Annotated in this window: 20 protein-coding genes and 1 pseudogene; 17 read left to right on the top strand and 4 right to left on the bottom strand. The window is 37.5% G+C overall.

Annotated elements, in window-relative coordinates:
- Nucleotides 1–151: 151 nt before the first annotated feature.
- Both I6F49_RS04305 and I6F49_RS04300 read right to left on the bottom strand, forming a co-directional pair.
- Nucleotides 152–559, bottom strand: coding sequence for a phosphate ABC transporter substrate-binding protein (locus I6F49_RS04305; RefSeq protein WP_197178639.1), 408 nt, complete (start codon nucleotides 557–559; stop codon nucleotides 152–154).
- Nucleotides 560–571: 12 nt separating this feature from the next.
- On the bottom strand, nucleotides 572–1,702 hold the full coding sequence (locus I6F49_RS04300; protein WP_197178635.1) for a porin: 1,131 nt from the start codon (nucleotides 1,700–1,702) through the stop codon (nucleotides 572–574).
- Nucleotides 1,703–2,169: 467 nt separating this feature from the next.
- Between I6F49_RS04300 and I6F49_RS04295 the strand changes: the two genes are divergently transcribed.
- From I6F49_RS04295 to I6F49_RS04270, 6 genes are read left to right on the top strand one after another with little or no spacing between them, the layout of a single operon-like run.
- On the top strand, nucleotides 2,170–2,640 hold the full coding sequence (locus I6F49_RS04295; protein WP_197178634.1) for a hypothetical protein: 471 nt from the start codon (nucleotides 2,170–2,172) through the stop codon (nucleotides 2,638–2,640).
- A gap of 53 nt (nucleotides 2,641–2,693) precedes the next feature.
- Entirely contained in the window at nucleotides 2,694–3,170 is a 477-nt protein-coding gene (locus I6F49_RS04290) for a hypothetical protein (RefSeq protein ID WP_024597953.1), read from the top strand.
- A 55-nt stretch (nucleotides 3,171–3,225) separates the two neighbouring features.
- Nucleotides 3,226–3,924, top strand: a complete 699-nt coding sequence (locus I6F49_RS04285; RefSeq protein WP_197178633.1) for a fimbria/pilus periplasmic chaperone — start codon at nucleotides 3,226–3,228, stop codon at nucleotides 3,922–3,924.
- Nucleotides 3,924–4,640, top strand: a complete 717-nt coding sequence (locus I6F49_RS04280; protein WP_197178632.1) for a hypothetical protein — start codon at nucleotides 3,924–3,926, stop codon at nucleotides 4,638–4,640. The genes I6F49_RS04285 and I6F49_RS04280 overlap by 1 nt, the downstream gene beginning before the upstream one ends.
- Before the next feature lie 29 nt (nucleotides 4,641–4,669).
- Complete coding sequence (locus tag I6F49_RS04275) at nucleotides 4,670–7,048, top strand: fimbrial biogenesis outer membrane usher protein (protein WP_231615028.1); 2,379 nt, start codon at nucleotides 4,670–4,672, stop codon at nucleotides 7,046–7,048.
- Nucleotides 7,038–7,889 (top strand): hypothetical protein, encoded by an 852-nt coding sequence (locus tag I6F49_RS04270; protein WP_197178628.1) that lies wholly within the window; start codon nucleotides 7,038–7,040, stop codon nucleotides 7,887–7,889. Before I6F49_RS04275 ends, I6F49_RS04270 begins: the two co-directional genes overlap by 11 nt.
- Here the strand turns inward: I6F49_RS04270 and I6F49_RS04265 are convergent.
- Nucleotides 7,879–8,469: a LuxR C-terminal-related transcriptional regulator gene (locus I6F49_RS04265; protein ID WP_197178627.1), complete on the bottom strand. Its 591-nt coding sequence runs from the start codon at nucleotides 8,467–8,469 to the stop codon at nucleotides 7,879–7,881. The genes I6F49_RS04270 and I6F49_RS04265 overlap by 11 nt on opposite strands.
- 410 nt (nucleotides 8,470–8,879) lie before the next feature.
- On the opposite strand from I6F49_RS04265, the gene I6F49_RS04260 reads away from it, so the two are divergent.
- From I6F49_RS04260 to purF, 11 genes and pseudogenes are all read left to right on the top strand, one after another.
- The gene (locus tag I6F49_RS04260) at nucleotides 8,880–11,102 is read left to right on the top strand and encodes a TonB-dependent receptor (protein WP_197178625.1); all 2,223 of its coding nucleotides are present in this window, start codon (nucleotides 8,880–8,882) and stop codon (nucleotides 11,100–11,102) included.
- Between the two features lie 277 nt (nucleotides 11,103–11,379).
- Nucleotides 11,380–12,501, top strand: coding sequence for a 4-phosphoerythronate dehydrogenase (locus tag I6F49_RS04255; RefSeq protein WP_197178623.1), 1,122 nt, complete (start codon nucleotides 11,380–11,382; stop codon nucleotides 12,499–12,501).
- A 48-nt stretch (nucleotides 12,502–12,549) separates the two neighbouring features.
- Nucleotides 12,550–13,566 carry an aspartate-semialdehyde dehydrogenase gene (locus I6F49_RS04250; RefSeq protein WP_197178621.1) on the top strand — a complete coding sequence of 339 codons (1,017 nt, stop codon included), beginning with the start codon at nucleotides 12,550–12,552 and terminating at the stop codon, nucleotides 13,564–13,566.
- A 320-nt stretch (nucleotides 13,567–13,886) separates the two neighbouring features.
- Nucleotides 13,887–14,240 (top strand): annotated as a pseudogene (locus I6F49_RS20615) (FimV/HubP family polar landmark protein); the annotation flags it as partial.
- A gap of 2,748 nt (nucleotides 14,241–16,988) precedes the next feature.
- The gene (locus tag I6F49_RS20610) at nucleotides 16,989–18,380 is read left to right on the top strand and encodes a FimV/HubP family polar landmark protein (RefSeq protein WP_442961242.1); all 1,392 of its coding nucleotides are present in this window, start codon (nucleotides 16,989–16,991) and stop codon (nucleotides 18,378–18,380) included.
- A gap of 149 nt (nucleotides 18,381–18,529) precedes the next feature.
- Complete coding sequence (gene truA / locus I6F49_RS04240; protein ID WP_197178638.1) at nucleotides 18,530–19,324, top strand: tRNA pseudouridine(38-40) synthase TruA; 795 nt, start codon at nucleotides 18,530–18,532, stop codon at nucleotides 19,322–19,324.
- Nucleotides 19,325–19,478: 154 nt separating this feature from the next.
- Nucleotides 19,479–20,354 carry an acetyl-CoA carboxylase, carboxyltransferase subunit beta gene (gene accD, locus I6F49_RS04235; RefSeq protein ID WP_149591815.1) on the top strand — a complete coding sequence of 292 codons (876 nt, stop codon included), beginning with the start codon at nucleotides 19,479–19,481 and terminating at the stop codon, nucleotides 20,352–20,354.
- Between the two features lie 25 nt (nucleotides 20,355–20,379).
- Complete coding sequence (folC, locus tag I6F49_RS04230) at nucleotides 20,380–21,645, top strand: bifunctional tetrahydrofolate synthase/dihydrofolate synthase (RefSeq protein ID WP_197178612.1); 1,266 nt, start codon at nucleotides 20,380–20,382, stop codon at nucleotides 21,643–21,645.
- An 11-nt stretch (nucleotides 21,646–21,656) separates the two neighbouring features.
- A complete protein-coding gene (locus I6F49_RS04225; protein WP_166421493.1) occupies nucleotides 21,657–22,298 on the top strand; it encodes an SPOR domain-containing protein in 642 nt (213 codons plus the stop codon).
- A 262-nt stretch (nucleotides 22,299–22,560) separates the two neighbouring features.
- A complete protein-coding gene (locus tag I6F49_RS04220; RefSeq protein ID WP_002958356.1) occupies nucleotides 22,561–23,055 on the top strand; it encodes a CvpA family protein in 495 nt (164 codons plus the stop codon).
- 18 nt (nucleotides 23,056–23,073) lie between these two features.
- Nucleotides 23,074–24,600, top strand: coding sequence for an amidophosphoribosyltransferase (purF, locus tag I6F49_RS04215; protein WP_166421492.1), 1,527 nt, complete (start codon nucleotides 23,074–23,076; stop codon nucleotides 24,598–24,600).
- A gap of 100 nt (nucleotides 24,601–24,700) precedes the next feature.
- On the opposite strand, the gene I6F49_RS04210 is transcribed toward purF, so the two are convergent.
- Nucleotides 24,701–25,300 carry a Yip1 family protein gene (locus tag I6F49_RS04210; protein ID WP_149591818.1) on the bottom strand — a complete coding sequence of 200 codons (600 nt, stop codon included), beginning with the start codon at nucleotides 25,298–25,300 and terminating at the stop codon, nucleotides 24,701–24,703.
- Between the last annotated feature and the right edge of the window lie 129 nt (nucleotides 25,301–25,429).

Here is a 25,429-nt window from a genome sequence, read left to right as displayed (position 1 = left end):
AACGAGTGAAACGTTATATTCTTCCAGAAAAAAGAAAACGGCCCAAAAGTAGGACCGTTCGAATTTCAAAAACTCGGTACACCATTAAGTCAAAACATGCTTAACTGAATGGTGTTAACCCAAGGGTGGTTTTTTTATATCTATTTAACTGTTAAAAGGTAGCAATTACTTTTACTTTATCACTAACTTTCGAACTATCAATATAGCCAATCGCGTTGTTATTAGCAGCAACAAAATCAATAACAGCCTGGTCAGATGCAAGCTTTTCAGGAGGTGTACCTTTACCTGTAAATATCAGTTTAGACCAATATGCGTTTAACTGACTACTAGACTTACCGACTACTTTATCGTTAAATTCATCAGTCACCGAAGTGCCATCTTGATTTACTGGGTTAACTTTATCGCCATTACTAAATGACTTACTTTTTCCCAAATAAATCTTTTTTATTGTGTCAGCATCTACAGAGCTAACGTTGCTTGGATTAATAATCACTGCAACTTCTGCGAATACATTAATTGAACACAATGAAAGTGTACTAACTAAAATTAATTTTTTCATCATAAGCTCCAATTAAAATACCAAGTCTATGCCAACAGCTACAACATCAGTTTCTGTATCAGTTACATCATCCTCAAAACGACTAAAGTCGATTTTGAATGCAGCTGAAGGGTGGAAATCATAACGTGTACCAATTGTATATACATTACTTTGTGCACGAAGCCCATCAAGAGCACCATTCACAGCCGAATTTAAGCTTGGTATTGACTCAATAGTATTGAAACGTGATGAGTCATGCTTGTCATCATTATCTTCATAAGTAAAATGAACAATTACACTGTCAATACGATAACCAACGGATGCATAATACTGTGACTGTTTTGGTAGTATACTGTCTTCAACCTCAAATTGTGTGTATTCGGCATCAAACAAAAAGTTTTCATAATCAATAGAAAAACCAACGCCAACGAAGGTTGTTTTATCTTCATCAGTGATAAGATCATTCGCCGTATCAGTTAAGCCATTATCTGATAATGCACCAGCAAGCCCTAAAAGGCCGCTATCCTCTGATGAGATACTCGTATCCGCAACCATATATGCTACACGAGCACTAAACCAGTCATAAGATAGGTTCCAGTTTACGCCGCCAAAGTTATTTAGTTCAGCCGGTAACTCTGTACCGAATACATCAATATCACCATCGAATGCACCATAAAAACCTTGAAGCGTAGAATCCCAATCACCTAATTGTGAGCTGTAAACTAAACTAAGACCTTCGTAAGTTGAAAATGGGATACCGTATACTGATTTTGGCGGACGTACCCAACGATATGCATAGCCTACATCTAAAAAGTCAGAGTATTTGTAAAATGGAGCGCGCATTTTACCCGCACTAAGCTGCAGTTCATCTGAAAATTCGTATGTAATATACGCCCATTCAAACTCTGCATCGAAGTCGTTTTCGCCTCGAGCTACAATTTGAGCTGTTGCAGTAAGCTTCTCTTGTAGGTCTGCAGATAACTGTAATGCAAAAACGCTTTCATTTTTAAATGTAAAATCATCATCGTAACCGTACAAAGTACTGTCACTATCCAGACTTTTACCACCGATAATTGATGCAAAACCATTAATTCTTACTTCAGCACTAGCATAGCTAGATGCCAAAGCTGCACATATTGCTACTGCTACTGATAGCTTTTTCATATGTTGTTCCTATTTGTTACTTATATGTTGATTTCTTTATTATTATAAGTCCATAACATGTATTTATCTAATAAATAGAATGTTTTTAAATTTTTGTTTAATTTTAATCAATATTATTCTGTTGTTTTTTATAAATTAGGTATGAACATTTGTGTTTAAAAATGTTTAGTCTTTGGTTTAGGTGTAGAAATATGCGAGTAGTAACCCTCATTGGTTTTTGTTTATAACTTTTTGAACTGGTTCATAAGCCGTAAGCATTAAATTTACTGCTTTACAGAGTCGTTAATATTTAACTCTATATATTTTATATAAGCTATTTAAATGTAATGTTTATATTTTTATATATCTTCTTAGTCGAAATTATCAATAAGTAAAGCTAGATATAAGCAAATAGAAACTTTCTAAACGGTGTTTTTATCATAGGATTACTCCTGTCTTAGCGAGGTTGTTCAAAGGAAATGGCGCTGATGAAGAAGCTAACTTGGTTTTTATTATGTTGCTTTGCAATGAATGCATACAGTAACGATGAAGTAAGTTTAACTCTGGTAGGTCATATCTCACCAGTGTGCGGCTTTACTACTCAAAATAACAACCTTCAGTTTTCTTCAGATGGCCTCGCGAGTACAAAGCTAGTGATTAATTGTAATTCACCTATGCGAGTATCAATGCAATCTGAAAACGGTGGCCTGCGCCATCAGCAAAGTACTCAAATAAATGCTTATAACCTTAATTGGTCAATAGAGGGGGGTTCAAGCGACGTTTCTGCAACGGCACTTGAGCTCAAATCTATGTACAATTTTGATGTTGATGAGATTCTATTTAACAGCGTAGCTAAATTACAACTAAAACTAGATGAGCCTTTAATTTATGCCGGAAGTTACCAGGATGTGCTTCGCATAGAAATGACACCATCGGTTGTATCTGGTGGAGTTTGGTAAAACACTAACTATTAAATATAAACAAATATGTCACATGGATAAGGAATATTAAAATGAAAAAGTTAATCGTGTTATCAGCAATCGCAACTCTAACATCTGGCGCAGCATTTGCTGAAAATCTAAATGTAGGTGGTGCAGTGTCATCGGTTTGTGGGGTGAGCAACATTAACACTACACAATTCTTTCAAACATTATCAAATGGTGCAACTAAAAATGTAGGCTTTGATTTGCAGTGTAATGATGTTGACGGTGCAACAATGTCATTAACGACATCTGAAGGGCACTTGCAAAATGCTGACCATGAAGATCGTGGTGTTGGCTATACAGCAAAATTAACGGCAGGGACATTTGATTTTACGCTTTCAGCTGAGAATGGCCAAAACGATCAGTCTGAATCGCAAAGTCAGCCTGGTTCGCCAACGCTGGCAGCAGGTGGTGTTGCTGGGAATATTTTACTAACTGTAACACAAGCACCCGTTTATGCAGGTACTTACGCAGATACGCTTATGTTGGCAATTACAGCTAACTAATTAGTATATAAAAGGCAGTAGCTACTGCCTTTTAATTTATTAAGAGGGACTTTATATGCGTTATATATTTATAATTACAGTGTTATTAATTTCATATTCTACAGAAGCTTTTCAAGTTAAACCAATGGTTGCTGAGCTTGAATCATCAGGTAGCCAATCACAACAAACCATTCGCATATCAAACCCTTCAGACAGCCCTTTAACTATCGAAATATCTGCTTTTGATTTGTCAATTAATACTCAAGGCGATGAAGTATTAAAAGCCAATGAAGAAGACTTTTTAATTATTCCTATGACCACAATTATTCCTCCCGGGGAAAGTCAATCGGTAATTGTTAGATATATTGGTGAGCCAATGTTAGAAAGCTCAAAAGCATATCGAATAGCTATTGAGCAGGTGTCTGTTGATTTAGAGAAAACGGGGCAGTCAGGTATAGGCATGTCAGTTAGCTTCAGGACTCTATTTAATGTAATCCCTAAAGGTGCAGTGGCTAAGTTATTTGTTAAAGATAAACGTCAAGCTGATACAGGAATATGGAGTGTTTTGCTAGAAAATACAGGCAATAAATATATTCGCTTATCGCAGGCACAGTGGCTTATTAAAAGCGATGATCAAGAGCTATTATTAGAAGGTGCTGAATTGAGTAAAGCATTGACTGGAAAAATTTTATTACCAAAATCTAGCCGTGAGGTCTCAATAAAAATTCCAACAAAATTTAATGCAGCAAGCAGTGATCTAGAGGTCAATTTTTAATGTTGCGGATATGCAGTTACTTTTTTATATATGTAATTGTAATTACACCTGCTTTTGCTGTAGAAGTAACGCCGATGGTGGTCACTTTCTCTCCTGATAGTCGTTCAAGTAACGCCTCTAGCTTGGTTCATAATCAATTACCAAGAGACATTGCTTTTGATATCCAAATTTACGAAATTGACTTTTCTCAAGGCACGCCTAAATTAATTTCTTTAGATGACTCACCATTATGGGTTTTTCCTCCATCGTTATTTTTACAACCTGGGCAAAGCCAACAGTTGCAATTTAGATGGTTAGATAAAAAACTTCCTAGTACAGATAAAAGCTATCAAGTTAGTTTGATTGAGCAGCCCATTAGAAACCAGTCTATAAATAAACAATCACAACTTACGATGCTGTTAAATGTAAATTTGATTGTTCATTTGGATCAGCCTAGATTAGTTCCTAAACTTACTATAAAAGAACCTCATGTTGAGGATGGCTTTATTATCACTAAAGTATTAAATGAAGGAAAAGGGGCTGGCCGATTAAGTGATTATGAAATAAAAATTATTAAAAATAAAACTCTAAGCGATCGAATTTTAAAAGATCAATTGAAAGCAAACGGATACGATGTTTTTTTTGCTCCTAATAGCACCAGTGTCATAAAAGTCCCTATTCCGCAATCTTTACAGAAAGGAAGTTTAAATCATTTACGTTTAGTGCTGGCTCGCTAGTTATGCGAGTTTTATTATGCATATTTTTATTGAGCTTTACTCAATTATCTTATTCCAAAATTAATCCATCTAAACGAACCATCGAACTCAGCGTTGAAGCAGAACTTAATAAAAATGCTATTGGCAAGTTAACACTTGCGGTTGACCCGAATGATAATTTATCACTTAAATGGAGTGAAATTAAAGCTTCATTCGAACGACTTTTATTTTCAGAAGATTTTGACTCTTTAGAGTCTAAAGTTATTAACGATATCATCAATGAAAAAGCATTAGAGTCATTTGGGTGTAATATTGCATTTGATATGAGTGATTTCAGCTTAGCTATGTCAGTGCCCCTCTCGCTGACTCGTCCTCAACAACTAAGTTTAAAATCAGATTCAAGGAGCTTAACAGCGTCGGAACCCGCTAAACTAAGTGGATTTGTTAATGCTTACTCAAGTTACTTGTATCAACAAGATAAGGGTGAGAATACGACTGATGAACTTTTAGCTATTCGCTCTGAAATGGTAGTGAGCTGGGAAGGGTGGGTTCTAGAAAACGAAGTAGAGTATTTATCTGAAGTAGCGCCTACGTCATCAAATATTAGGCGCTTAGGTACTCGTATAATACATGACCTACCGCTTAGTGGGCTTCGGATATCAATTGGTGATAATTATAGTTCAGGTAGTTATTTTCAATCAACAGCACGGGTACTAGGTTTGTCGCTTTCACATGATTTTTCGCTAGTTTCTGACAGACCTATCAGGCCCAGCGCTTCACGTAGTTTTACCTTAGAGAGTCCATCCTCTGTAGAGGTACTCGTTGGCGAGCGGGTAGTTCAAAAACTTAATTTAGCCGCAGGTATATATTCTCTTGATGATATTCCCCTTAATGAAGGAAGCAATAATATTACTTTGAGGATCACTGATATAGCAGGCATTGTGCGTTTTGTTGATTTTGATGTAACGACAGGTTTAGATCTTTTTGCTCAAGGGCAACTTGAATATGAGTTTCATTTAGGCGTTCCTTCACGCTTAGGTAGTGAGCTAGATTATGATTACGACGAGCCACTAGCCAGCTTTTATCTCGATTATGGCATTACACCTAGCTGGACAGTAGGCGCTACAGCTCAAGGTGATGAGTATTCTCAGCAGGTTGGTTTTAAAAACATTTATGCAGCTAAAATTGGACAAATTGCGTTTGAAAATGCGATAAGTTTCAATGAAAAAACAGGTCATGCTTATCGTATTGTTTATAGTAACTATAGAAATAATAGTCATAATAACACCGACATTACGGTGGGTTATGAATACTCATCAAGATATTTTACAGGCCTTGGTTATCGGCCTGATTCTCAATCTAGTTCTCGCTTAAGAGAGCATTATATTCAGGCTAATTATAGTTTTTTTTGGGGAGAAAATACGCAAACATCTTTTTTTACTAGCTTATCAAGGTCATATGATGAAACTCAATTTGATAAATCAATTGGGGTTAATTTTTCTGGTGAGATCGATAATAGCCAATGGAGATATAGTTTAGGTGGGCAGTGGGAGGATCTCGCTGAAGAAAGTCAATGGGATGTAGGATTGTCTGTCACTTATAAGTTTTCTAATACTCGACGTGCTAAATTATCTCATCAATCTAGGCGTGACAAAACACGCTTAGAATTCTCTCAAGATAGTAATCAGCGCTATGTTGGAGCTTTGAATATAAGAGCAGGGCTTGAAAAAAATGATCAAAATGAAGCTGTTTTTGATTTAAACACTCAATATAACGCGAATCGTTTTGTTATGAACTTTGATCATGGGAGTTTTTACGAGCAATTTAATGAGGACTCAGCTTACCATCAGAGCCGATTAAGCTTGGCGTCAAGTATAGCATTTGCAGATAAGAGTTGGGCTGTTGGGAAACCCATATACGATAGCTTCGCTTTAGTAAAACCTCACTCTAGCCTTAAAGGAAAAAAAGTTATATTGGGGCAATATGAAGATAAATATAGGGCAGATAATGAATACTTCGAAACTATTTTATTAAACGATATAAGTTCATACGCCTCAACCAACGTTGCAGTCGATATTGATAACTTAGCGCCAGGGTATGATATAGGCTCTGGTATTATTACTCTTTATTCACCTTATCGAACGGGCCATGCAATTACAATAGGGACTGCAGCAAATATATCAGTGATTGCGACGATATATGATCAACAAAAAAAGCCACTATCGTTACAGGTTGGAACGGCTATTTGTTTAGATAATAGTAAGAAAGAGCATACATTTTTTACGAATAAAAAAGGACGGTTTGCATTAACAGGTTTAACCGCCTGTAATTATGAAATTACACTTAAGAATGCAGAAAAGTCACATTTTACGATTGAAGTATCTGAAGGTGAACAATTACAGCGCAAAGGAGCTATTTATGTACAATAAAAAAGTAAGTTTATTATTGGGTGGTTTAGCACTATTTATTTTTACGCCTTTAATTCATGCGCAATGCGCAGCTAGATTCGATAAAGTTGAGCATATTTTTGATGATTTTGAAAGCTACCATGCGTTGCAGCAAGTAGATGCTAAGAAAGAGTTACGTGTAAGCGTTATTAATGATGAGAGCTGTCAATTACATATGGTGTTGACAAGTGAAAACCAGACGCAATTACAAGGGCAATTCCAGAGTGTTCCATATCAGATAAAAAGTACGCAAAGTCAGTTAATTAGCACATCAAGCTTAAGGTTAAACTTTATAGAGTCTTCGACGACATTGACATTACTTATACCATCTGGCACGCCAATCAAATCAGGCATGTATACAGATAGACTCCAAATGAAATTATACGATCAAGGCAATAAGTTATTAGATGAACGTGAATATAACATTGAGGAAAGTATAGCCCCTAGAACAAGTCTTTCTGTACTTGGGTATAATACATTTTCAAATACGATTAATTTGGGGGAGCTAATTCCAGGTAAGGAATATACTATGTTGCCGAGCTTACAAGTAGTTACTAATTCAGATATTCAATTATCAGTGAGTTCAGATAATAATGGCAAATTAATACATAGTCTCTATAAAGATAAATATGCAATTAATTACAGTCTTGACCTGGCAGGAAGTTGGCTTGAATTAAATAACGTATCAAAACATAAGTTCTCATATTCAGGACAAACCGTTTATTTATTACCTTTAAAAATTCAATTAGACGATTTTGAAAGGCAAGCTGCTGGTGAGTATTCAGATATCATAAGGTTCCAAATAAGTCCGCTTAACTATTAACCTTATTTAAGTTTTTTTGGCACCAAAGCAACGCTTGTTGCTTATTTTTCACTGCAATTTTTTGATAAACTTTGTGTAAATGTACACGAACAGTAGCTTCACTTATAAATAAAGTGTCTGCAATTGCACTTGAATGTAAGCCAGAAAATAATAAGTTTAATACTTTCATTTCTTTGCAGGTTAAGTTGTTGGATTGTAGTGTAGTTTGTTGTTCACTCGCTAGCATTTGCCTCATCCAACCATCGGTTACTGCACGAGGGAACCATAGTTTTCCTTGTTCAATGGCTTCTAACCCCTGTTGAAATAGTACCTCGTCAGTACCTTCATAAAACAACCCTTTTAAATTAGGCCATTCCTTTAATGCGAGTACATCTCCATCTTTGGGTACGTCAAAAATAACGAGTCCTTGATGACCGTTTTTTAGCATAAACTGATTTATAAGTTCATAATTTGTAATGACGTTTAAAGCTTGATAATTAACGAGTAGGACGTTGAAGTCAGCTGCAACACAAAAAAGTGAGGTGTAATTTGAGTTGGTGAAGCATTTTGGGCTTTTATCTGCTGTATTTTCAATATTCATAATATTCTATCCATAGACTACATTTTGGTACTATATTCTTATTTTTAGTTAATTTCAATGATAAGAGAATGCGTTACAGCTCTTTTTTTATACACTAAAGTACATATGTAAAGTATGTTTTATGTACTTTTTAAAATTGCATTTATACGATTTTTTGTTTTAAAACAATTTTTTAGTGAGGTTGATATCAATGTTGTTGATTTATGATAATTCACTTAAATCTAATAATTCTTAAATTATTTTTATTCTTCATGCCATTATTTAAATTATTTTATACATTTATTCACAATTCTGTCATATAATACCTGTCCAGAGGAAAGATGCTATTTAGCGTCTTTTTTTATGCCTAAAATTTATATTATCAATATAAAAGCATAACTAAAATCACACGGTATCCTTTGGAGAACATTTTGAAATTACGTAACCTCTCACAATTAAGCTTAGCAATTTTTGCTGCGCTCACTACCTCTGTAAACGCCGAAGAAACTAAAACAACAGCTAAACAAGACGCGTTTGAAAAAATAGAAGTAACTGCTCGTAAACGCACAGAGAGCCTATTTGAATCTCCAACCGCTATCACTTCAATTGGTGCAAATCTAATTGATAAAGCCAATATGAGTAACCTCGAAGATATTGGTAAATATGTTCCAAACTTAAATATTACCCGCTATGGGGTGGGTAACTCTGCGCATGCGTCAGTATTTATTCGTGGTATAGGTTTACAAGATCATATTATCACTACCGATCCTGGTGTAGGTGTTTATCTTGACGGTGTGTATTTAGGCCGTCAAATGGGCTCTAACTTATCATTACCTAATGTTGAGCGTGTTGAAGTACTTCGCGGCCCCCAAGGTACTTTATATGGTCGTAATACATTAGGTGGTGCTGTAAATGTAATTACAAAGCAGCCTGGTGATGAAGGTATTGTTACTACTACAGCAAAGTTGGGTAGTCGTGGACGTATTGCTGGCGATGTTTATTTTAATAACTCACTAACAGATTATGTAAGTATGTCTGCAAGTGCATCTTATAAAACACGTGATGGTGTGGGCGAAGCTGTTAATTTAGCAAACCCAGAAAAAGAAATTGGTGAAGAAGAAGAATTTAGCGGCCGTGTTGCACTTAAATGGCAAGCAAATACCGACTTAGCATTCACTTTTTCTTTAGATGGTGTTGATAACGAATCGGGTCAATCGCCTTATACTATTGAATTAACTGACCCGCTAGATGCAAACGATGTTTTTAATGGTGACTTCCCATTATTGACTCAAGATTTAATACCATCAGATCCTGATGATTTAGGTACGACTGTTGCTGGTATTGAATCTACTTCTTATTCAGGTTGGGGCACATCGTTTTCAGCCGACTGGGCAATTAATGACACTTATACTACTAAGTTTATTTCAAGCTACCGTACATCTGAATACGAAGGTGGTCTTGATGATGATGCATCTCCTTTAAACTTGTCTGAGTTCCCAGAGGAGGGCGGTGCTGACCAATACTCATTTGAAGTTCAGCTAAATGCAACATTCGATAATATGGACTTTGTATCTGGTCTTTACTTTTTTAATGAAGATGGTTTTACACGTTCAGGCCCGTTTGTATTTAGCCCATTTAATACACCTAATGGCTTGTTGAATGATGGTGTAACAGAATCATTTGGCGGTTACGGCGAATTTGAAATTAACCAAGAAACTAATTCGTATGCAGCATATATAAATGCCAGCTACGATTTAACTGACGATTTAACGGTTGGTGGTGGTCTTCGTTATTCAAAAGATAAGAAAGATGCAAATGCTATATTCCCATCATTTCCAACTCGTAAATATGTAAGTGCAGATTTTGATGCGGTTACGTGGGATGTAAATGCATCTTATCAGCTTAGCAATAATATGAATGTGTATGGCCAGATTCAAAAAGGCTATCAAACAGGTGGTTTTCCACCGCGTCCATTTGGTGGACCAGATCAATTTGTATCGTTTGACGAAACAAAAGCGATTAACTACGAAATGGGCTTAAAAGGCCAAGTACACGAAAATGTATCTATGATGCTTGCGGTATTTGTGACTGATTACACCGATTTAGCATTACCGTTTTCAGATCCAACTGCGGGTGGTGGCTTTGTAACAATTGTAGAAAATGCGGGTCAGTCTAAAGCGCAAGGTATTGAGCTTGAAACAACCGTTGCTATTACTGATGACTTTACTATTCGCAGTGCAGTGGGTTATTTAGATTCTGAAATAACAGAAGTGGCTGAGGGCGTACAAGGCATAGGTAAAGGCGATTCACCTGCACTTACACCACGCTGGACTGTCATGGTTGCACCTTCTTACTTTATGGATTTAGATAGTGGCGCAACACTTGCGTTTAATGCTAACTATTCGTATCGCAGTGAAATGCAAGGTCAATCAGTTTACAACCAAAGTGAGACTATTGATTCTCGTGAACTAGTTGGTTTTAATATTTCGTACACTAATCCATATGGCGATATGGAAGTTACACTGTATGGTGAAAACGTTCTAAACGAAGTTTACGATGTTGGTCGCCTACAACAATCAGGTTTTGTTGGTGTAATGCGCAGTAATGACCGCAGTGAATTTGGTTTGAAATTCAAAAAAGATTTTGAGCTATAAACTAAAGTGAAGTAAATAAAATACCTGCAATTTAAGTTTATTTCCTATATTAAAGGCCGAATCATCCTGTGATTCGGCCTTACTATATTCAATAGTAAAATTATTATCGGCATAGTTTAAATCTCTAATTTAAATCCCTAATTTTAATTGCTGATTTAAAACAATCCACATCCCCATTTTTGAATGTTTGTATTAACTAAAATGCGCCTTTTTAGTTTGTGTAAAGGCTAGGTTGTTCGCTACAATGGCGCCTCTTAATTGCCAAACGGACTCTGTAATGAAAATTCTTGCCGATCAAAATATGCCTTTAGTTGAGCAGTACTTTGCAGACTTTGGTGAGGTTGAGCGTTTTGATGGTCGTAAATTAACACCTGAAAAATTAGTTGATGTAGATGTACTCCTTACTCGTTCAGTGACTAATGTTAATCATGAACTATTAGCACAAGCTAACAAGTTGAGCTTTGTAGGCACTGCCACAATAGGTATTGACCATGTTGATACACAATTACTGCATGATAGAAATATTGCTTTTACCAGTGCACCTGGTTGTAATGCCATTGCTGTAGCTGAATATGTCATTAGTAGCTTATTTGCATTAAGCCAAGAAAATGCGCGTCCATTGTGTGGTCAAACAATTGGTATTGTAGGAATGGGTAACATTGGCACATGTTTGTCGCAAAAATTAAAAGCATTAAATGTCGACGTACTGCTGTGCGATCCAATTAAGCACGAACAGGGCTTACTACAAGAGCATGTAGCGCTTGATGAGTTATTAGCGCAATCAGATGTTGTTACTTTTCATGTTCCACTTATTAAAAGTGGCGAGCACAAAACGCTGCACATGATGAATAAAGAGCGATTAAAAGCACTTAAGCCAGGACTCACGCTAATTAATGCAAGCCGAGGTGATGTAATTGATAATCAAGCATTGCTTGAGGTCATGGAAGCTGGGGCTGATCTCGATTTAGTGCTTGATGTATGGGAAAAAGAGCCCAATATTTTAACTGAATTATTAGAGCATGTTCGTTACGCTAGTGTACATATTGCAGGGCATACACTTGAGGGAAAAGCACGAGGTACACAAATGTTGTATCAAAAGCTGTGTGAACTCAAAAGTGTAGAGGTGAGTAAATCGTTGGATGATTTTTTACCAGTACCTGCAATTACAAATGCAACTGTTACGCAAAGCCTTAATGAGCAAGATATTGCTCGTTTGGTGCATTTAATTTATGACGTACGCCGCGATGATGGAATTTTACTTCGTCATTTAGAAGGTGAGGGCTTTGATAGTTTACGTAAAAACTATCCGGTAAGGCGAGAATTTAGCACCTTATCGCTACAAGGTGATAGCCCACAACTGGCTGCACTCAGTCAACTTGGCTTTAGCATAGCTGAATAATTATTTAACTAACGATGTTGTTTTAATGTCGTTTATAGAGGATAAAATATGTCGCAAAAATATAACGTTGTCGTACTTGGCGCTACTGGTTTAGTAGGCCGTCAAATCATTGAAACGCTAGCAGATCGTAAGTTCCCTGTAGATCAGCTTTTTTTACTTGCGAGCAGCCGAAGTGCAGGTGAAGACATAAAGTTTTGTGGTGAGACTATTGAAGTACTTGACGTTGAAGGCTTTGATTTTAGCCAAGCGCATATTGGCTTTTTCTCTGCAGGTGGCAGTGTGTCAGAAAAGTACGCACCGATTGCCGCTGATGCCGGATGTATTGTAATCGATAATACATCGCACTTTAGAAATGACTTCGAAATTCCTTTAGTCGTGCCTGAAGTTAACGCTTCAAGCCTAGCTGATTTTAGAAACCGTAATATTATTGCTAACCCTAACTGTTCAACTATTCAGATGATGTTAGCACTTAAGCCAATTTATGATGCGTACGGAATAGACCGTATAAATGTATCTACTTACCAAGCTGTATCGGGTGCAGGTAAAGAGGCAGTTGATGAGCTTGCAAAGCAAACAGCTAATTTAATGAATGCACGCCCTGTAGATCATAAAGTATTTCCAAAACAAATTGCATTTAACGTTATTCCTCAAATTGATAGCTTTGAAGATAATGGCTATACACGCGAAGAAATGAAAATGGTAAATGAAACTCATAAAATTTTGGGTGATACCACCATTGCAGTAAATCCTACATGTGTACGTGTTCCGGTATTTTTTGGTCACTCAGAATCAATTAATATTGAAACGCGCATGCCTTATGATTTTGAACACGTTAAGCAACTTTTAAAAGACGCACCTGGTGTTGAACTAATTGATGACGAAGGTGATTACCCAACAGCCGTGTCTGATGCAAGTGGTAACGACACCGTGTATATCGGCCGCTTACGTGCTGATATTTCTCATCCTCATGGATTAAACATGTGGGTTGTAAGTGATAACACCCGTAAAGGTGCTGCAACTAACAGCATACAAATTGCAGAAGAGCTTATTGCTAATTACATGTAATAGTTAATAGCGCAGAACAGACTTTAAAAGCGGTAAACAGTATTTGTTTGCCGCTTTTTGTTTATATAGGTTGTCAATTTTTTGCCGTTTAATTTTAAAATACAAAAACTGATTGATAACACTCAATAAATTAATATTTATAAAGATGTTTTAAGGCATTTATTTTCAAGGTGTTGCGATGGATATTAAGCCCTAACTGGTTTATAGTTTGTAATTGGAATAGAGCTTGCAATAAAAAATAGATTGTAATAATAAATGCGAGTCAGTCATTTGGCTGATAACAGCAATAACTAACAATATTTAAATACTAAAGGATCAGCATGCGCGGTTTAGTTACACTTGTTATATTAGCGTCTGCATTGATAGTAACGCCAGTTTACTCTCAAGACAGTACCCAATTAAAGGGACCTAAGGGCGTTGACTATGGTGCGCAAGGGCGATCTATTGGGCCAATTAAACCTACAGACACGCTTTGGCGAATAGCGGCCAAAGTACGCCCAGATAACTCCGTCAGCATTTACCAAGTTATGCAGGCCTTGTATAACAAAAACCCTAGCTCCTTTTTAGAACAAAACCTTAACCATATTCAAAATGGTGCCTATTTAAAAATTCCTACCTTAGCCGAAATTAAAGGTGTAAATACGCAGCTTGCAAAGCAACGTTCTGAGCAAGATGATGCGTTATGGGAAAAGAAAAAAAATGGCACGCTTACACAAAGTGAAATTAACTCAGCGCAAACCAAAGTAACTCAAGCACGTAAAATTGACGTAGATGATGCTAAAAAAGAAATACAGAAAGAATTACATGAAATAAAAACAGAGCAAGGTACCAAGCTGGTTGAGTTACAACAACAGTTTAAAAATTCTGTTAGTAATGTAGAAGAAATTTTAGTTGAAAATAATAATCTAAAAAAACAATTATCAGGAATTTCAAAAGAGCTTGAAAATTTACGTTTACAGTTAGGACAAGACAGCGAAATTCAAAATCAGTTAAAAGAACTGATTGGTAAACAAAATGAGATTATTGCTGAACAAAAAAAACAAGAGATAATACCAAAAGAATCATTTGATTTTGGCTCATTATTTTCAAACCCCATAGTGCTGGGCTTGTTAATGTTTATTCCTGGGCTACTGATTATTTTTGCTGTTGTTATGTTTTTACGAAAACGAGCAAATAAGCAAGACGAGTCACAAAACGACGATGACTTTTTACCGCAAACCCCAACTTATACTGGTGATGACGATTTAGGCTCAAGCTTAAATGACGATCCAATTGTCCCCGATCCTCTAGATGATTTAAGTGTTCAACTAGATGATAGTCTTGAAAATGATATGTTGCCTGATGATGATTTAGACGACGGCTTAGATGATTTTTCTGGTGGCGAGAATTTACTCGACCAAGACGAACTTGAAAGTCTATTAAGTGATGACATCATTTTTGATGATGAAAACACCGATGGCGATGATGAACTCGATATTTTTATGCAGCAAGGGTTTGATCAGCCTTCAGATGAAGGTTTAGAGGATATTGATTTAGACGTATCTGATGAACCAATAAACAATGATGAGATTTTAACTAATGACGATTTAGATAGCCTGTTTGATGAAGATGACAGTCTACCTGAGTTTGATGCAGTGCAAACAAACGAAGCTTTAGAAGATGATAGCTTAGAATCCCATGATGAAATGGCGGCATTAAGTGAAGAGCTTGCAGCGGATGATGATTTTGATATAGATGAATTATTAGATCAAACATCAACTAAGTTAGATACTCCTAATGACTCTTCAGCTGAACCGGATACAGGTGATGACTTTGACTTAGACGATATAGATAGCCTAATTGATGAAGCGAATGAACCAAAAGCTGATGTGGTTGAAAATTCATTAGAAAGTGAGTTGCTTGATGAAGATGAGCTTGTAGATGAAAGCGACGACTTTGATTTAGACGATATAGATAGCCTAATTGATGAATCAAAAGCTGATGTGGTTGAGGATGAGCTTGTAGATGAAAGCGACGACTTTGATTTAGACGATATAGATAGCCTAATTGATGAATCAAAAGCTGATGTGGTTGAAGATGAGCTTGTAGATGAAACTGACGACTTTGATTTAGACGATATAGATAGCTTAATTGATGAAGCCGTGGTGGATACTGCAGATAACTCATTAGTTGAGGAAAGCGACGACTTTGATTTAGACGACATAGACAGCTTAATTGATGAGGCAGCGGTTGATACTGCAGATAACTCATTAGTTGAAGAAACCGATGACTTCGATTTAGACGATATAGATAGCTTAATTGATGACGCGAATGAGTCAAAAAGCGATGTGATTGAAGACTCATTAGATGGTGAGTTACTCGATGAAGACGAGCTTGTAGATGAAACTGACGACTTCGATTTAGACGACATAGACAGCTTGATTGATGATCAATTAAAAAATTCAGATGTAAGAAATTCAGAAATTGATAGTGCTCTGGCAGATTCTGTTGAGGATTTAGCAGATGCTCAAGAAGAGTTAAATATTGATGATATTGAGTCGCTCGCTTCATCTTTAAATGAAGAGCCAGAGCTTGAAGAAGAGCCAGAACTTGTAGAAGAGCCTGAACTTGAAGAAGAGCCTGAGCTTGAAGAAGAGCCTGAACTTGCAGAAGAGCCTGAGCTTGCAGAAGAGCCAGAGCTTGAAGAAGAGCCAGAACTTGTAGAAGAGCCTGAACTTGAAGAAGAGCCTGAGCTTGCAGAAGAGCCAGAGCTTGCAGAAGAGCCAGAGCTTGAAGAAGAGCCAGAACTTGAAGAAGAGCCTGAGCTTGAAGAAGAGCCTGAGCTTGAAGAAGAGCCAGAGCTTGAAGAAGAGCTAGAGCTTGAAGAAGAGCCAGAACTTGTAGAAGAGCCAGAGCTAGAAGAAGAGCCAGGACTTGAAGAAGAGCCAGAGCTTGAAAAAGAGCCTGAGCTTGACGATGAGCCTGAACTTGTAGATGTATCGATTGATGATTTTTCAGATACATCAGAAACGCTTTTAGATCCTGAAGATGCCCTTGAAGAATATACAGATGATACGTTAAAGAGTGTTGATGAGCTTCTTAATGAGCTACAACAAGCTACAGATGATGACTATATAGAAACACCTGATTGGTCTTTAGATGAACTTGATGATGATATTGAAGAAATAGAAGTTGACCTTGGTGACGATCCGCTAGCGGGCGACGATAACTCAGAGCTTACTGAAACTGAAAAGCAGCTTGATAGCGAACTTGTAACGCCAAGTGAAGAGTTAGATGAATACCCTGAACTTGAATTAGACGATGCTCAATCATTATTAGAGGATGAGCCTTCGTTTGAGCCACAAGAGCTTAAAGACGATGCATCGGGTGATGAAAATGCAGTAGCACTTAGTCAAACAGAGAAAGATCTCGCCAATGCGCTTATGGCAGAAGGTGATTTAGATAGTTTAGAAGATGATTTTGATGATGAACTATTAATTGATAATGACTTCTCTGAATTAGAAACTGAAGATGAGTTGCTTAATGATGATTTACTTCAAGATATTAATGATGAGATTGAATCTGCGGAATCACCAAGTTTAAAAGAGGACACTAAACCTCTTAACCTTGATGAAGTTCAAGAAACATTAGAAGGTGAGTTGCCATTTACCCCTGAAGAATTACAAGGGGATGACTTAGATGGCGAGGCACCGGGAATAGCTTCTAGTCAAGCTGAGCAAGATTTAGCAAATTCGCTTATGGCAGATGCTGGTTTAGATAATTTTAAAGATAGTTTAGAAGATGATTTTGATGATGAACTATTAATTGATAATGACTTCTCTGAATTAGAAACTGAAGATGAGTTGCTTAATGATGATTTACTTCAAGAGATCAATGATGAGATTGAACCTGCTGAATCACCAAGTATAGAAGAGGACACTAAACCTCTTAACCTTGATGAAGTTCAAGAAACATTAGAAAGTGAGCTGCCATTTACCCCCGAAGAATTGCAAGGGGATGATTTAGATGGTGAGGCACCGGGAATAGCTTCTAGTCAAGCTGAGCAAGATTTAGCAAATTCGCTTATGGCAGATGCTGGTTTAGATAATTTTAAAGATAGCTTAGAAGACGATTTTGACGATGAAATTTTAATTGAAAATGATTTTTCTGAATTAGATGCTGAGTTTGACGAAGATAGTTTAGAACAAGCGCTAACTGATGAGTTATCAGACGGATCGCAAGAGCAAACAAATGCAGAGCGTGAAGTACAGTTAACAAGCTTAGATGAAGTGGGTAGTAATGATATTAGCTCTGATGATGAGCTTGATGAAGAGTTTATGTCAAATCTGACGCAAACTGATTTTGATTCATTACTTAGTGAGTTAGCAGAGCCTGAAGAACTAAATGTTGATGACAGCAGTGAATTTGATGTTGATTTTGATAGCCTATTAAAAGAAGACTTAGAGGCAGATGATTCATTAACTACAAAAGAGTCACTTGTTGAAGGTAGTGATGTTGAGCAACTTGATAATGACGAATTTGTAGATATTGATTCATTATTAGAAGAAAGTGACGACGCTGAACTTGAACACGAACCTTACACCGACGTTAATATGGATGTGGGCTTAAGTGAGTTTGATGCATTACTTGCTGGTGATAATCCAACGGATGTTGATGCTGAAAGTGGTGGCTACTCAGCTAAACTCGATTTAGCGCGTGCTTATATTGAAATCGATGATTTTGATTCTGCGCTCAAGGTTATTGAGGATGTTATTAACAAAGGCCCTGAAGAAGTTCAAGAGGAAGCACTTAGCTTAAAAGCTAAACTAAAATAATTTAAATATTTATAAAACCCCGTATTTGGCTAAGCGAAATACGGGGTTTTTTTATGTGTATTGGTTTGATTATGATACGCCTCCTTTTATTGCATCCTTAGATAGCATAAAATGCCTCGTTCATTAGCACAGTAGGTAAAATGGTAATTATGCGAGTAGCACTTGGAGTTGAATACAACGGCGCACGTTATAGTGGTTGGCAGCGTCAATCACATGTAAATAGCGTACAGCAAGAAGTAGAAAAAGCGTTGTCGCGTATTTGTAATCATCCTGTTGAAGTTGTATGTGCAGGGCGTACAGATGCGGGTGTGCACGGCACAGGCCAAGTAATACACTTTGAAACGCAAGCCGATCGCGATATGGTCGCATTTACACTCGGTATGAATACGTTAATGCCTAAAGATATTGCTATTCGCTTTGCCCAACCTGTTGCTGATGACTTTCATGCCCGTTTTAGTGCTACAGCTCGTCGTTATCGCTATGTTATTTATAACTCACCTCTACGAGGTGCGGTATTAAACGAGGGTGTTACGCATTTTCATCATCATCTTGATGAAACAAAGATGCAAGAGGCGTGTCAGTACTTAATAGGTAAACACGATTTCACCTCTTTTAGAGCGATACATTGCCAAGCGAATACACCGACAAGAACAATTCATCATTTGTCGGTACAGCGCCAAGGTACTTACGTTATTATTGATATTAAAGCGAATGCGTTTTTACATCACATGGTACGTAATATCACAGGCAGCTTAATGGATGTTGGTTTACATAAACAACAACCTATATGGATAAAAGAGCTACTTGATTGTAAAGAACGCGCAAAAGCCAGTGCTACAGCTAAAGCGGCTGGTTTATATTTAGTGGATGTTGACTACCCTGAGCAATTTAATATTCCTCAAACACCATTAGGGCCTTTGTTTTTGCCTGATATAGATGTTTAATTAGGGTTGTGTTAGTACTTTTTATGAGCACTTTTAACTACTAAGACCAGTTTTTTATACCGCGTTAGTGTAATTCATGTTTTAATTGAAAAAATTTATCTGCTAATTGCTATTAGCAGGCTCGCGACACAGAACAGTATTAAGAGAGTTGCAAATGAGTTGGCTAGAAAAAATCTTACCTAAAACGACAAAATCATCAGGTCGTAAAGAAATCCCAGAAGGTGTTTGGGCTAAGTGTACATCGTGTGATTCAATTTTATATAAAGCTGAATTAGAAAAGTCATTAAACGTATGTCCTAAGTGTGACCACCACATGCGTGTTAGTGGCCGTAAGCGCCTAGAGCACTTTTTAGATGAAGGCGATCGTCTAGAGCTTGGTACACAACATGAGCCTAAAGACATTCTTAAGTTTAAAGATTCTAAAAAGTACTCTGACCGTATCAGTGCAGCGCAAAAAGCAAGCGGTGAAAAAGATGCACTTGTCGCTATGAAAGGCCGATTAAAAGGTATTCCAGTTGCAGCGGTAGCATTTGAGTTCTCATTTATGGGTGGTTCAATGGCTTCTGTTGTTGGCGCTCGCTTTGTTGATGCTGTTGATCAATGTTTAGAGCATAACATGCCGCTTATTTGTTTTTCTGCATCTGGCGGAGCACGTATGCAAGAAGCGCTTATGTCGCTTATGCAAATGGCTAAAACAAGTGCTGCGCTTGCAAAAATGACTGAAAAAGGTCTTCCATTTATTTCAGTAATGACCGACCCAACAATGGGGGGTGTATCTGCATCACTTGCTATGCTGGGTGATATTAACGTTGCTGAACCTAAAGCGTTAATTGGTTTTGCGGGTCCTCGTGTTATTGAGCAAACTGTTCGCGAAACATTACCTGAAGGTTTTCAGCGTAGTGAATTTTTGCTAGAACACGGCGCAATTGACATGATTATTGACCGTCGTGAAATGCGCGATACTCTTGCACGCATTTTAGCTAAATTTATGAACTTGCCTTCTACGGAACAAGAGCATAGAGTAGCGTAAATTTCAGCTTTACTGATTACACGCTATGACAAAAAAAATACCTAGCCAATCATCAAGCCTTGATGATTGGCTTTTTTATTTAGAAAGTGTTCACCCAGCTAACATTGCAATGGGCTTAGAACGCGTTGCTAATGTTGCCAGCAATATTGGCCTTTTAAACACGCCAAGTAAAATTATTCTTATTGCCGGTACAAACGGTAAGGGTACCACTGCACGTTGCTTAGAGTCGCTATTGCTAGCGCAAGGTTTTAGCGTGGGTACTTATGCATCTCCTCATTTAATTCGTTATAACGAGCGTGTACGAGTTAATGGCGAAGAACTGGCAGACCAATTTCATATAGATGCTTTTCACCAGCTCGAGCAAGGCCGCAAAGACACTCCTCTGACTTATTTTGAATATGGTACTTTGGGTGCGTTGGCAATTTTTAAACGCTGCAGCGTCGATTATGTATTGCTAGAGGTTGGCCTAGGCGGGCGTTTTGACGCTACAAATATAGTCACTCCTTATGCAAGCGTGATTACTACTATCGATTTAGACCATAAAGAGTACTTAGGTGATACACGTGAGCTGGTGGCTTATGATAAAGCAGGTATTTTTCGTGAAAACACGCCAGCTATTATTGGTGATTTAAATATTCCTCATACAATGACTGATTACGGCACAAAAATTAATGCCAATATGACGTTGTCGGGCAGTGACTTTATTTTTAAAGAAAATGCTGAGAGCTTTAATTGGCAATATAAAGAACATAGTCTAGAAATAGATAAGCCAGCAATACCGTGTCAAAATGCAGCCACTGCGTTAACTGCGCTAAGTGTTTTAAACTTACTACCTAGCGAACAAATAATAAGAAGCTGCCTAGCTAATTTAGTTGTAGAAGGGCGGTTTCAGCAGTTAAGTAGCGAGCCTTTAGTATTTACTGATGTGGCGCATAACCCTGAGTCAGCGCGTTATTTAGCCAATAAGTTATCAAGCTATAAAGATAAAGGCTTTAAAATTCATGCATTAGCCGCTATGCTTGCTGATAAAGATAAAGCGGGTGTACTTAAAGAAATAAGTCATCTGGTCGATGAGTGGTCATTAGCAAGTTTGAGTGGCCCACGAGCCGACACTGCAAGTAATTTACAAAATGCGCTGCAGGGTATATCTCATCATAATACTGTTAATAGCTATGATAGCGTGGCACAAGCACTAAGTGTAATTTTACCAAAACAACAAAGTGATACTATGTTGATTGTATTTGGTTCGTTTTTTACAGTGGCTGACGCTATTAATTACTTTAAAAAATAGAGAGGATGTCGGTGAACTCAAGTTTTATTAATCGCTTAGTCGGAACAAGTATAGTAGTGATCGCAGCAATTGTGTTTATTCCTAATATACTCGATGGCGAAAAAGTGCATTATAAAGAAGGCTTTAAAGCGATTCCAGATCGCCCTGAGTTCAAAACAATCGATCTCCAAGAGTCAATTGATGAAAATATGGCTAATGCTGAGCCGTTAAAGCAAGATGAAATTGAAGATATTCAGGCTGACGATGAAGCGTATGAACAGCAAAATGCAATGGACGAGAGTGATTACGCCCTAGAGGATAAAGTTGTTGAAGCAACAATAGAGCCCAAAGTAGCACCCATTGTTAAAGCACCTGTTAAAGCTAAACCAAAACCTATTGCACCGCGTAAAAGTGATGAAAACTTAACGAGCATGGCTTATGTTGTGCAACTGGGTAGCTTTTCACATGCTGCAAACGTAAAAGCATTGCAAGCTAAATTAAAAGCCAAGGGCTTTAAGACGTTTACCAAACCGATTAAAACACCTAATGGTACATTAACTAAGGTTTTTGTTGGCCCATCTTTGAATAAAAATGAATTACAAAAAAAACTGCCAGAACTTAAAGAGCTTACTAAGTTAAACGGTAAAGTAACTCAGTATGAAGTAGCTAAGTAATTAGCGCTTTTAATAAGAAGCTTATCTTTAGCTTTTAGTAGTATTAGTTTTAAATATTCAGCAAGCATTCGAAAAAGCCTCGCCAAGCGGGGCTTTTTAGTTTTTATTACCTGTCTATTAATTATATTTTGCCGCCGTTTATTAGTATTTTTATATGTTAAATAATTGTATTAATTACATGGCAGTTATCTCCCGCTTAAACTTGCATACTAACGATGTTTGGGTATAGAATGCGCCCCAAATTAGCGACTAATTGGTTCTTATGATCTGGGTTGATTACGCCATTATTGGCATCATTGTATTGTCTACCATCATCGGTTTAATACGCGGCTTTGTTAAAGAAGCAATGTCATTAGCGGTATGGGCTGGCGCCTTTATCATCTCTAGCTTATTTTACCAATATTTAGCTTCCTTCCTAACAACCATTTCTGAACCCCTTTTAAGAAATGCGGCGGCCATAGCCATATTATTCTTTGCGACGCTACTGTTAGGCGGTTTACTAAACTATATTTTAGGTGAACTTGTACATCGTACTGGTTTATCGGGTACCGACCGTGTTTTTGGCATAGTGTTTGGTGCTCTACGAGGCGTGTTGGTCGTGAGCGCGTTACTCTTCTTTCTTGATGCTTTTACTGGTGCACCCAATACGCACTGGTGGGGCAATTCTATTTTGATTCCAGAATTTGGCTTTGTAGTTGAATGGTTCTTTTCGTACCTAGAAAACAACTCGAGCTTTTTAAATTCAGTAAACCGTTAATCGGCGAGGATAAATTACATGTGTGGTATCGTTGGAATAGTCGGAACATCCCCTGTTAATCAGGCGATTTATGATGGCTTAACTGTTTTGCAGCACCGTGGTCAAGATGCCGCGGGTATCATTACCATTGAGAATAATACGTTTAGCTTACGCAAAGCAAATGGCCTTGTGAAAGATGCCTTTCACACTCGTCATATGAAACGACTACAAGGTACAATTGGTCTTGGCCATGTGCGTTATCCTACCGCAGGATCTTCAAGCTCGTCTGAAGCACAACCTTTTTATGTTAACTCACCGTTTGGTATAGCGCTTGCCCATAATGGCAACCTTACTAATGCAGAAGAGTTAAAAGAGCAGTTGTTTTCAGAAGCCCGTCGTCATGTAAATACAACATCAGATTCTGAAATTTTACTTAATATCATGGCTCATGAATTAAGTAAATCTGATAAGTTGCATTTAGACCCAGAAGATATTTTTACAGCAGTAACCGAAGTAAATAATAAAGTAAGCGGTGGCTATGCAACCATTGCAATGATTATTGGCCACGGTATTGTTGCTTTTCGCGACCCGAATGGTATTCGCCCACTTGTATTTGGCAAACGCGAAACCGAGAAAGGTACTGAGTACATGTTTGCCTCAGAAAGCGTTGCGTTAAAACCGGATGGGTTTGAGTTTATTCGCGATGTAGCACCTGGCGAAGCAATATATGTAACTGAAGATGGTGAATTCCATTCACTTAGTTGTGCAGAGAAAGTATCTTATTCACCGTGTATTTTTGAATTTGTTTATTTTGCTCGACCTGATTCAACTATCGACCGTATGTCTGTTTATGCAACACGCGTAAACATGGGGACTAAACTAGGTGAAAAAATTGCACGCGAATGGGCTGATAAAGACATTGATGTAGTTATCCCAATCCCAGAAACGTCATGTGATGTAGCACTGGAAATTGCACGCGTACTTGATTTACCGTATCGCCAAGGGTTTGTTAAAAACCGTTATATTGGTCGTACGTTTATTATGCCTGGCCAAGAGATGCGTAAAAAATCAGTGCGTCAAAAGCTAAACGCAATTGACCGCGAGTTTAAGGGTAAAAACGTATTATTGGTTGATGACTCAATTGTTCGTGGCACAACATCAGCACAAATTGTTGAAATGGCCCGAGAGTCTGGCGCTAAAAACGTTTACTTTGCATCAGCAGCACCTGAAATACGCTTCCCTAATGTGTACGGTATTGATATGCCTTCAGCGGCTGAGCTTATTGCTCACGGACGTGAAGTAGAAGATATTAATGCAAGTATTGGTTCTGACGGTTTAATCTTTCAATCGTTAAAAGATTTAATTGCTGCGGTTAGCCAAGAAAACCCTGAAATTACTAAGTTTGAAACTTCAGTATTTGATGGCCAATATATTACTGGCGATATTGATCAAAACTATTTAAACCGTATTGATAAGCTACGTAACGATTCAGCAAAAAGCACCCGCGAAAGTGCAATGTCTTCAGGTTTAGAAATACACAACCAAGACGAAAACGAAGCTGATTAATGGTTATTAGTAAAAATCATTAAACATAAAAAAAGGAGCTAATTAGCTCCTTTTTTGCGAAGGAAAGAAAGGGAACATTTCTATCAAACACGGCTCTTGATTAAGTAAACATGGGGCTTACAATTCCATTTGTCCAAAGCATCGCTGTTACAGCTAAAATAATAACCAGTAATATTAATCCACACGTTACTACCGAGCTGGCGTAAATAAAGCCACGCTCTTGGGGAATATGCATAAGTATTGGTACGCCGGTGTAGAGTAAATAGACCGAGTAAGCCAGTGCAATAATTCCAATACACACTACAAACCAAAGTACAGGCCAAAAAGCGGCGAGTGCCGACATAAACACGGGTGTTGCAGTATATGCTGCAAGTTCAAGTGTTTGTGTAAATGTAGGTTTAGAACCAAATGTAACCGCCATCCAATGGGCTAAATACGCCAATGCAAAAACACCCGCTATTAAAGCAAAATACATCGCGCCTGCAATTAGCAGCGCACTATCGTGCGTTAAAAATACGGGATCGCCTGCGCCAATACTCCATCCTAAATAAACAGATGAGTAGTAGCCCATTATTGAAGGAAATAAAGCAATCAGTAAAATATGCGACAAACTATAAGTTAAACTTTCATGGCGATTATCTATTGTTTGCCATTCTTCAAGTGGGTGAGCATAAATGCCCCAGAGGTGATTTAGTATCATGGTACTTACTCCATAAAAGGAACGTATTATTGTTTTGGTTGGTTTATTTTTATACAGTCTATGTACAGTTATGGTTCACTTATTTTGCAAAGTCAAGTTAACTCGATATTAACATTTAGGCGCAGATCA

The organism is Pseudoalteromonas sp. SWN166, assembly GCF_015864485.1.
GTDB lineage: Bacteria > Pseudomonadota > Gammaproteobacteria > Enterobacterales > Alteromonadaceae > Pseudoalteromonas.
The sequence above is the reverse complement of the archived record's forward strand: the minus strand, read 5'-3'. Positions and strand labels throughout refer to the sequence as shown.

Excerpts from the sequence above, each read along its gene's own strand:
- I6F49_RS20610 (WP_442961242.1), top strand. The coding sequence starts at position 16,989 with ATGGCAGAAGGTGATTTAGATAGTTTAGAAGATGATTTTGATGATGAA.
- I6F49_RS04300 (WP_197178635.1), bottom strand. The coding sequence starts at position 1,702 with ATGAAAAAGCTATCAGTAGCAGTAGCAATATGTGCAGCTTTGGCATCT.
- I6F49_RS04305 (WP_197178639.1), bottom strand. The coding sequence starts at position 559 with ATGAAAAAATTAATTTTAGTTAGTACACTTTCATTGTGTTCAATTAAT.
- I6F49_RS04270 (WP_197178628.1), top strand. The coding sequence starts at position 7,038 with ATGTACAATAAAAAAGTAAGTTTATTATTGGGTGGTTTAGCACTATTT.
- I6F49_RS04285 (WP_197178633.1), top strand. The coding sequence starts at position 3,226 with ATGCGTTATATATTTATAATTACAGTGTTATTAATTTCATATTCTACA.
- accD (WP_149591815.1), top strand. The coding sequence starts at position 19,479 with ATGAGTTGGCTAGAAAAAATCTTACCTAAAACGACAAAATCATCAGGT.
- I6F49_RS04265 (WP_197178627.1), bottom strand. The coding sequence starts at position 8,469 with ATGAATATTGAAAATACAGCAGATAAAAGCCCAAAATGCTTCACCAAC.
- I6F49_RS04290 (WP_024597953.1), top strand. The coding sequence starts at position 2,694 with ATGAAAAAGTTAATCGTGTTATCAGCAATCGCAACTCTAACATCTGGC.
- I6F49_RS04255 (WP_197178623.1), top strand. The coding sequence starts at position 11,380 with ATGAAAATTCTTGCCGATCAAAATATGCCTTTAGTTGAGCAGTACTTT.
- I6F49_RS04250 (WP_197178621.1), top strand. The coding sequence starts at position 12,550 with ATGTCGCAAAAATATAACGTTGTCGTACTTGGCGCTACTGGTTTAGTA.
- I6F49_RS04295 (WP_197178634.1), top strand. The coding sequence starts at position 2,170 with ATGAAGAAGCTAACTTGGTTTTTATTATGTTGCTTTGCAATGAATGCA.
- I6F49_RS04210 (WP_149591818.1), bottom strand. The coding sequence starts at position 25,300 with ATGATACTAAATCACCTCTGGGGCATTTATGCTCACCCACTTGAAGAA.
- folC (WP_197178612.1), top strand. The coding sequence starts at position 20,380 with ATGACAAAAAAAATACCTAGCCAATCATCAAGCCTTGATGATTGGCTT.
- I6F49_RS04220 (WP_002958356.1), top strand. The coding sequence starts at position 22,561 with ATGATCTGGGTTGATTACGCCATTATTGGCATCATTGTATTGTCTACC.
- purF (WP_166421492.1), top strand. The coding sequence starts at position 23,074 with ATGTGTGGTATCGTTGGAATAGTCGGAACATCCCCTGTTAATCAGGCG.
- I6F49_RS04280 (WP_197178632.1), top strand. The coding sequence starts at position 3,924 with ATGTTGCGGATATGCAGTTACTTTTTTATATATGTAATTGTAATTACA.
- truA (WP_197178638.1), top strand. The coding sequence starts at position 18,530 with ATGCGAGTAGCACTTGGAGTTGAATACAACGGCGCACGTTATAGTGGT.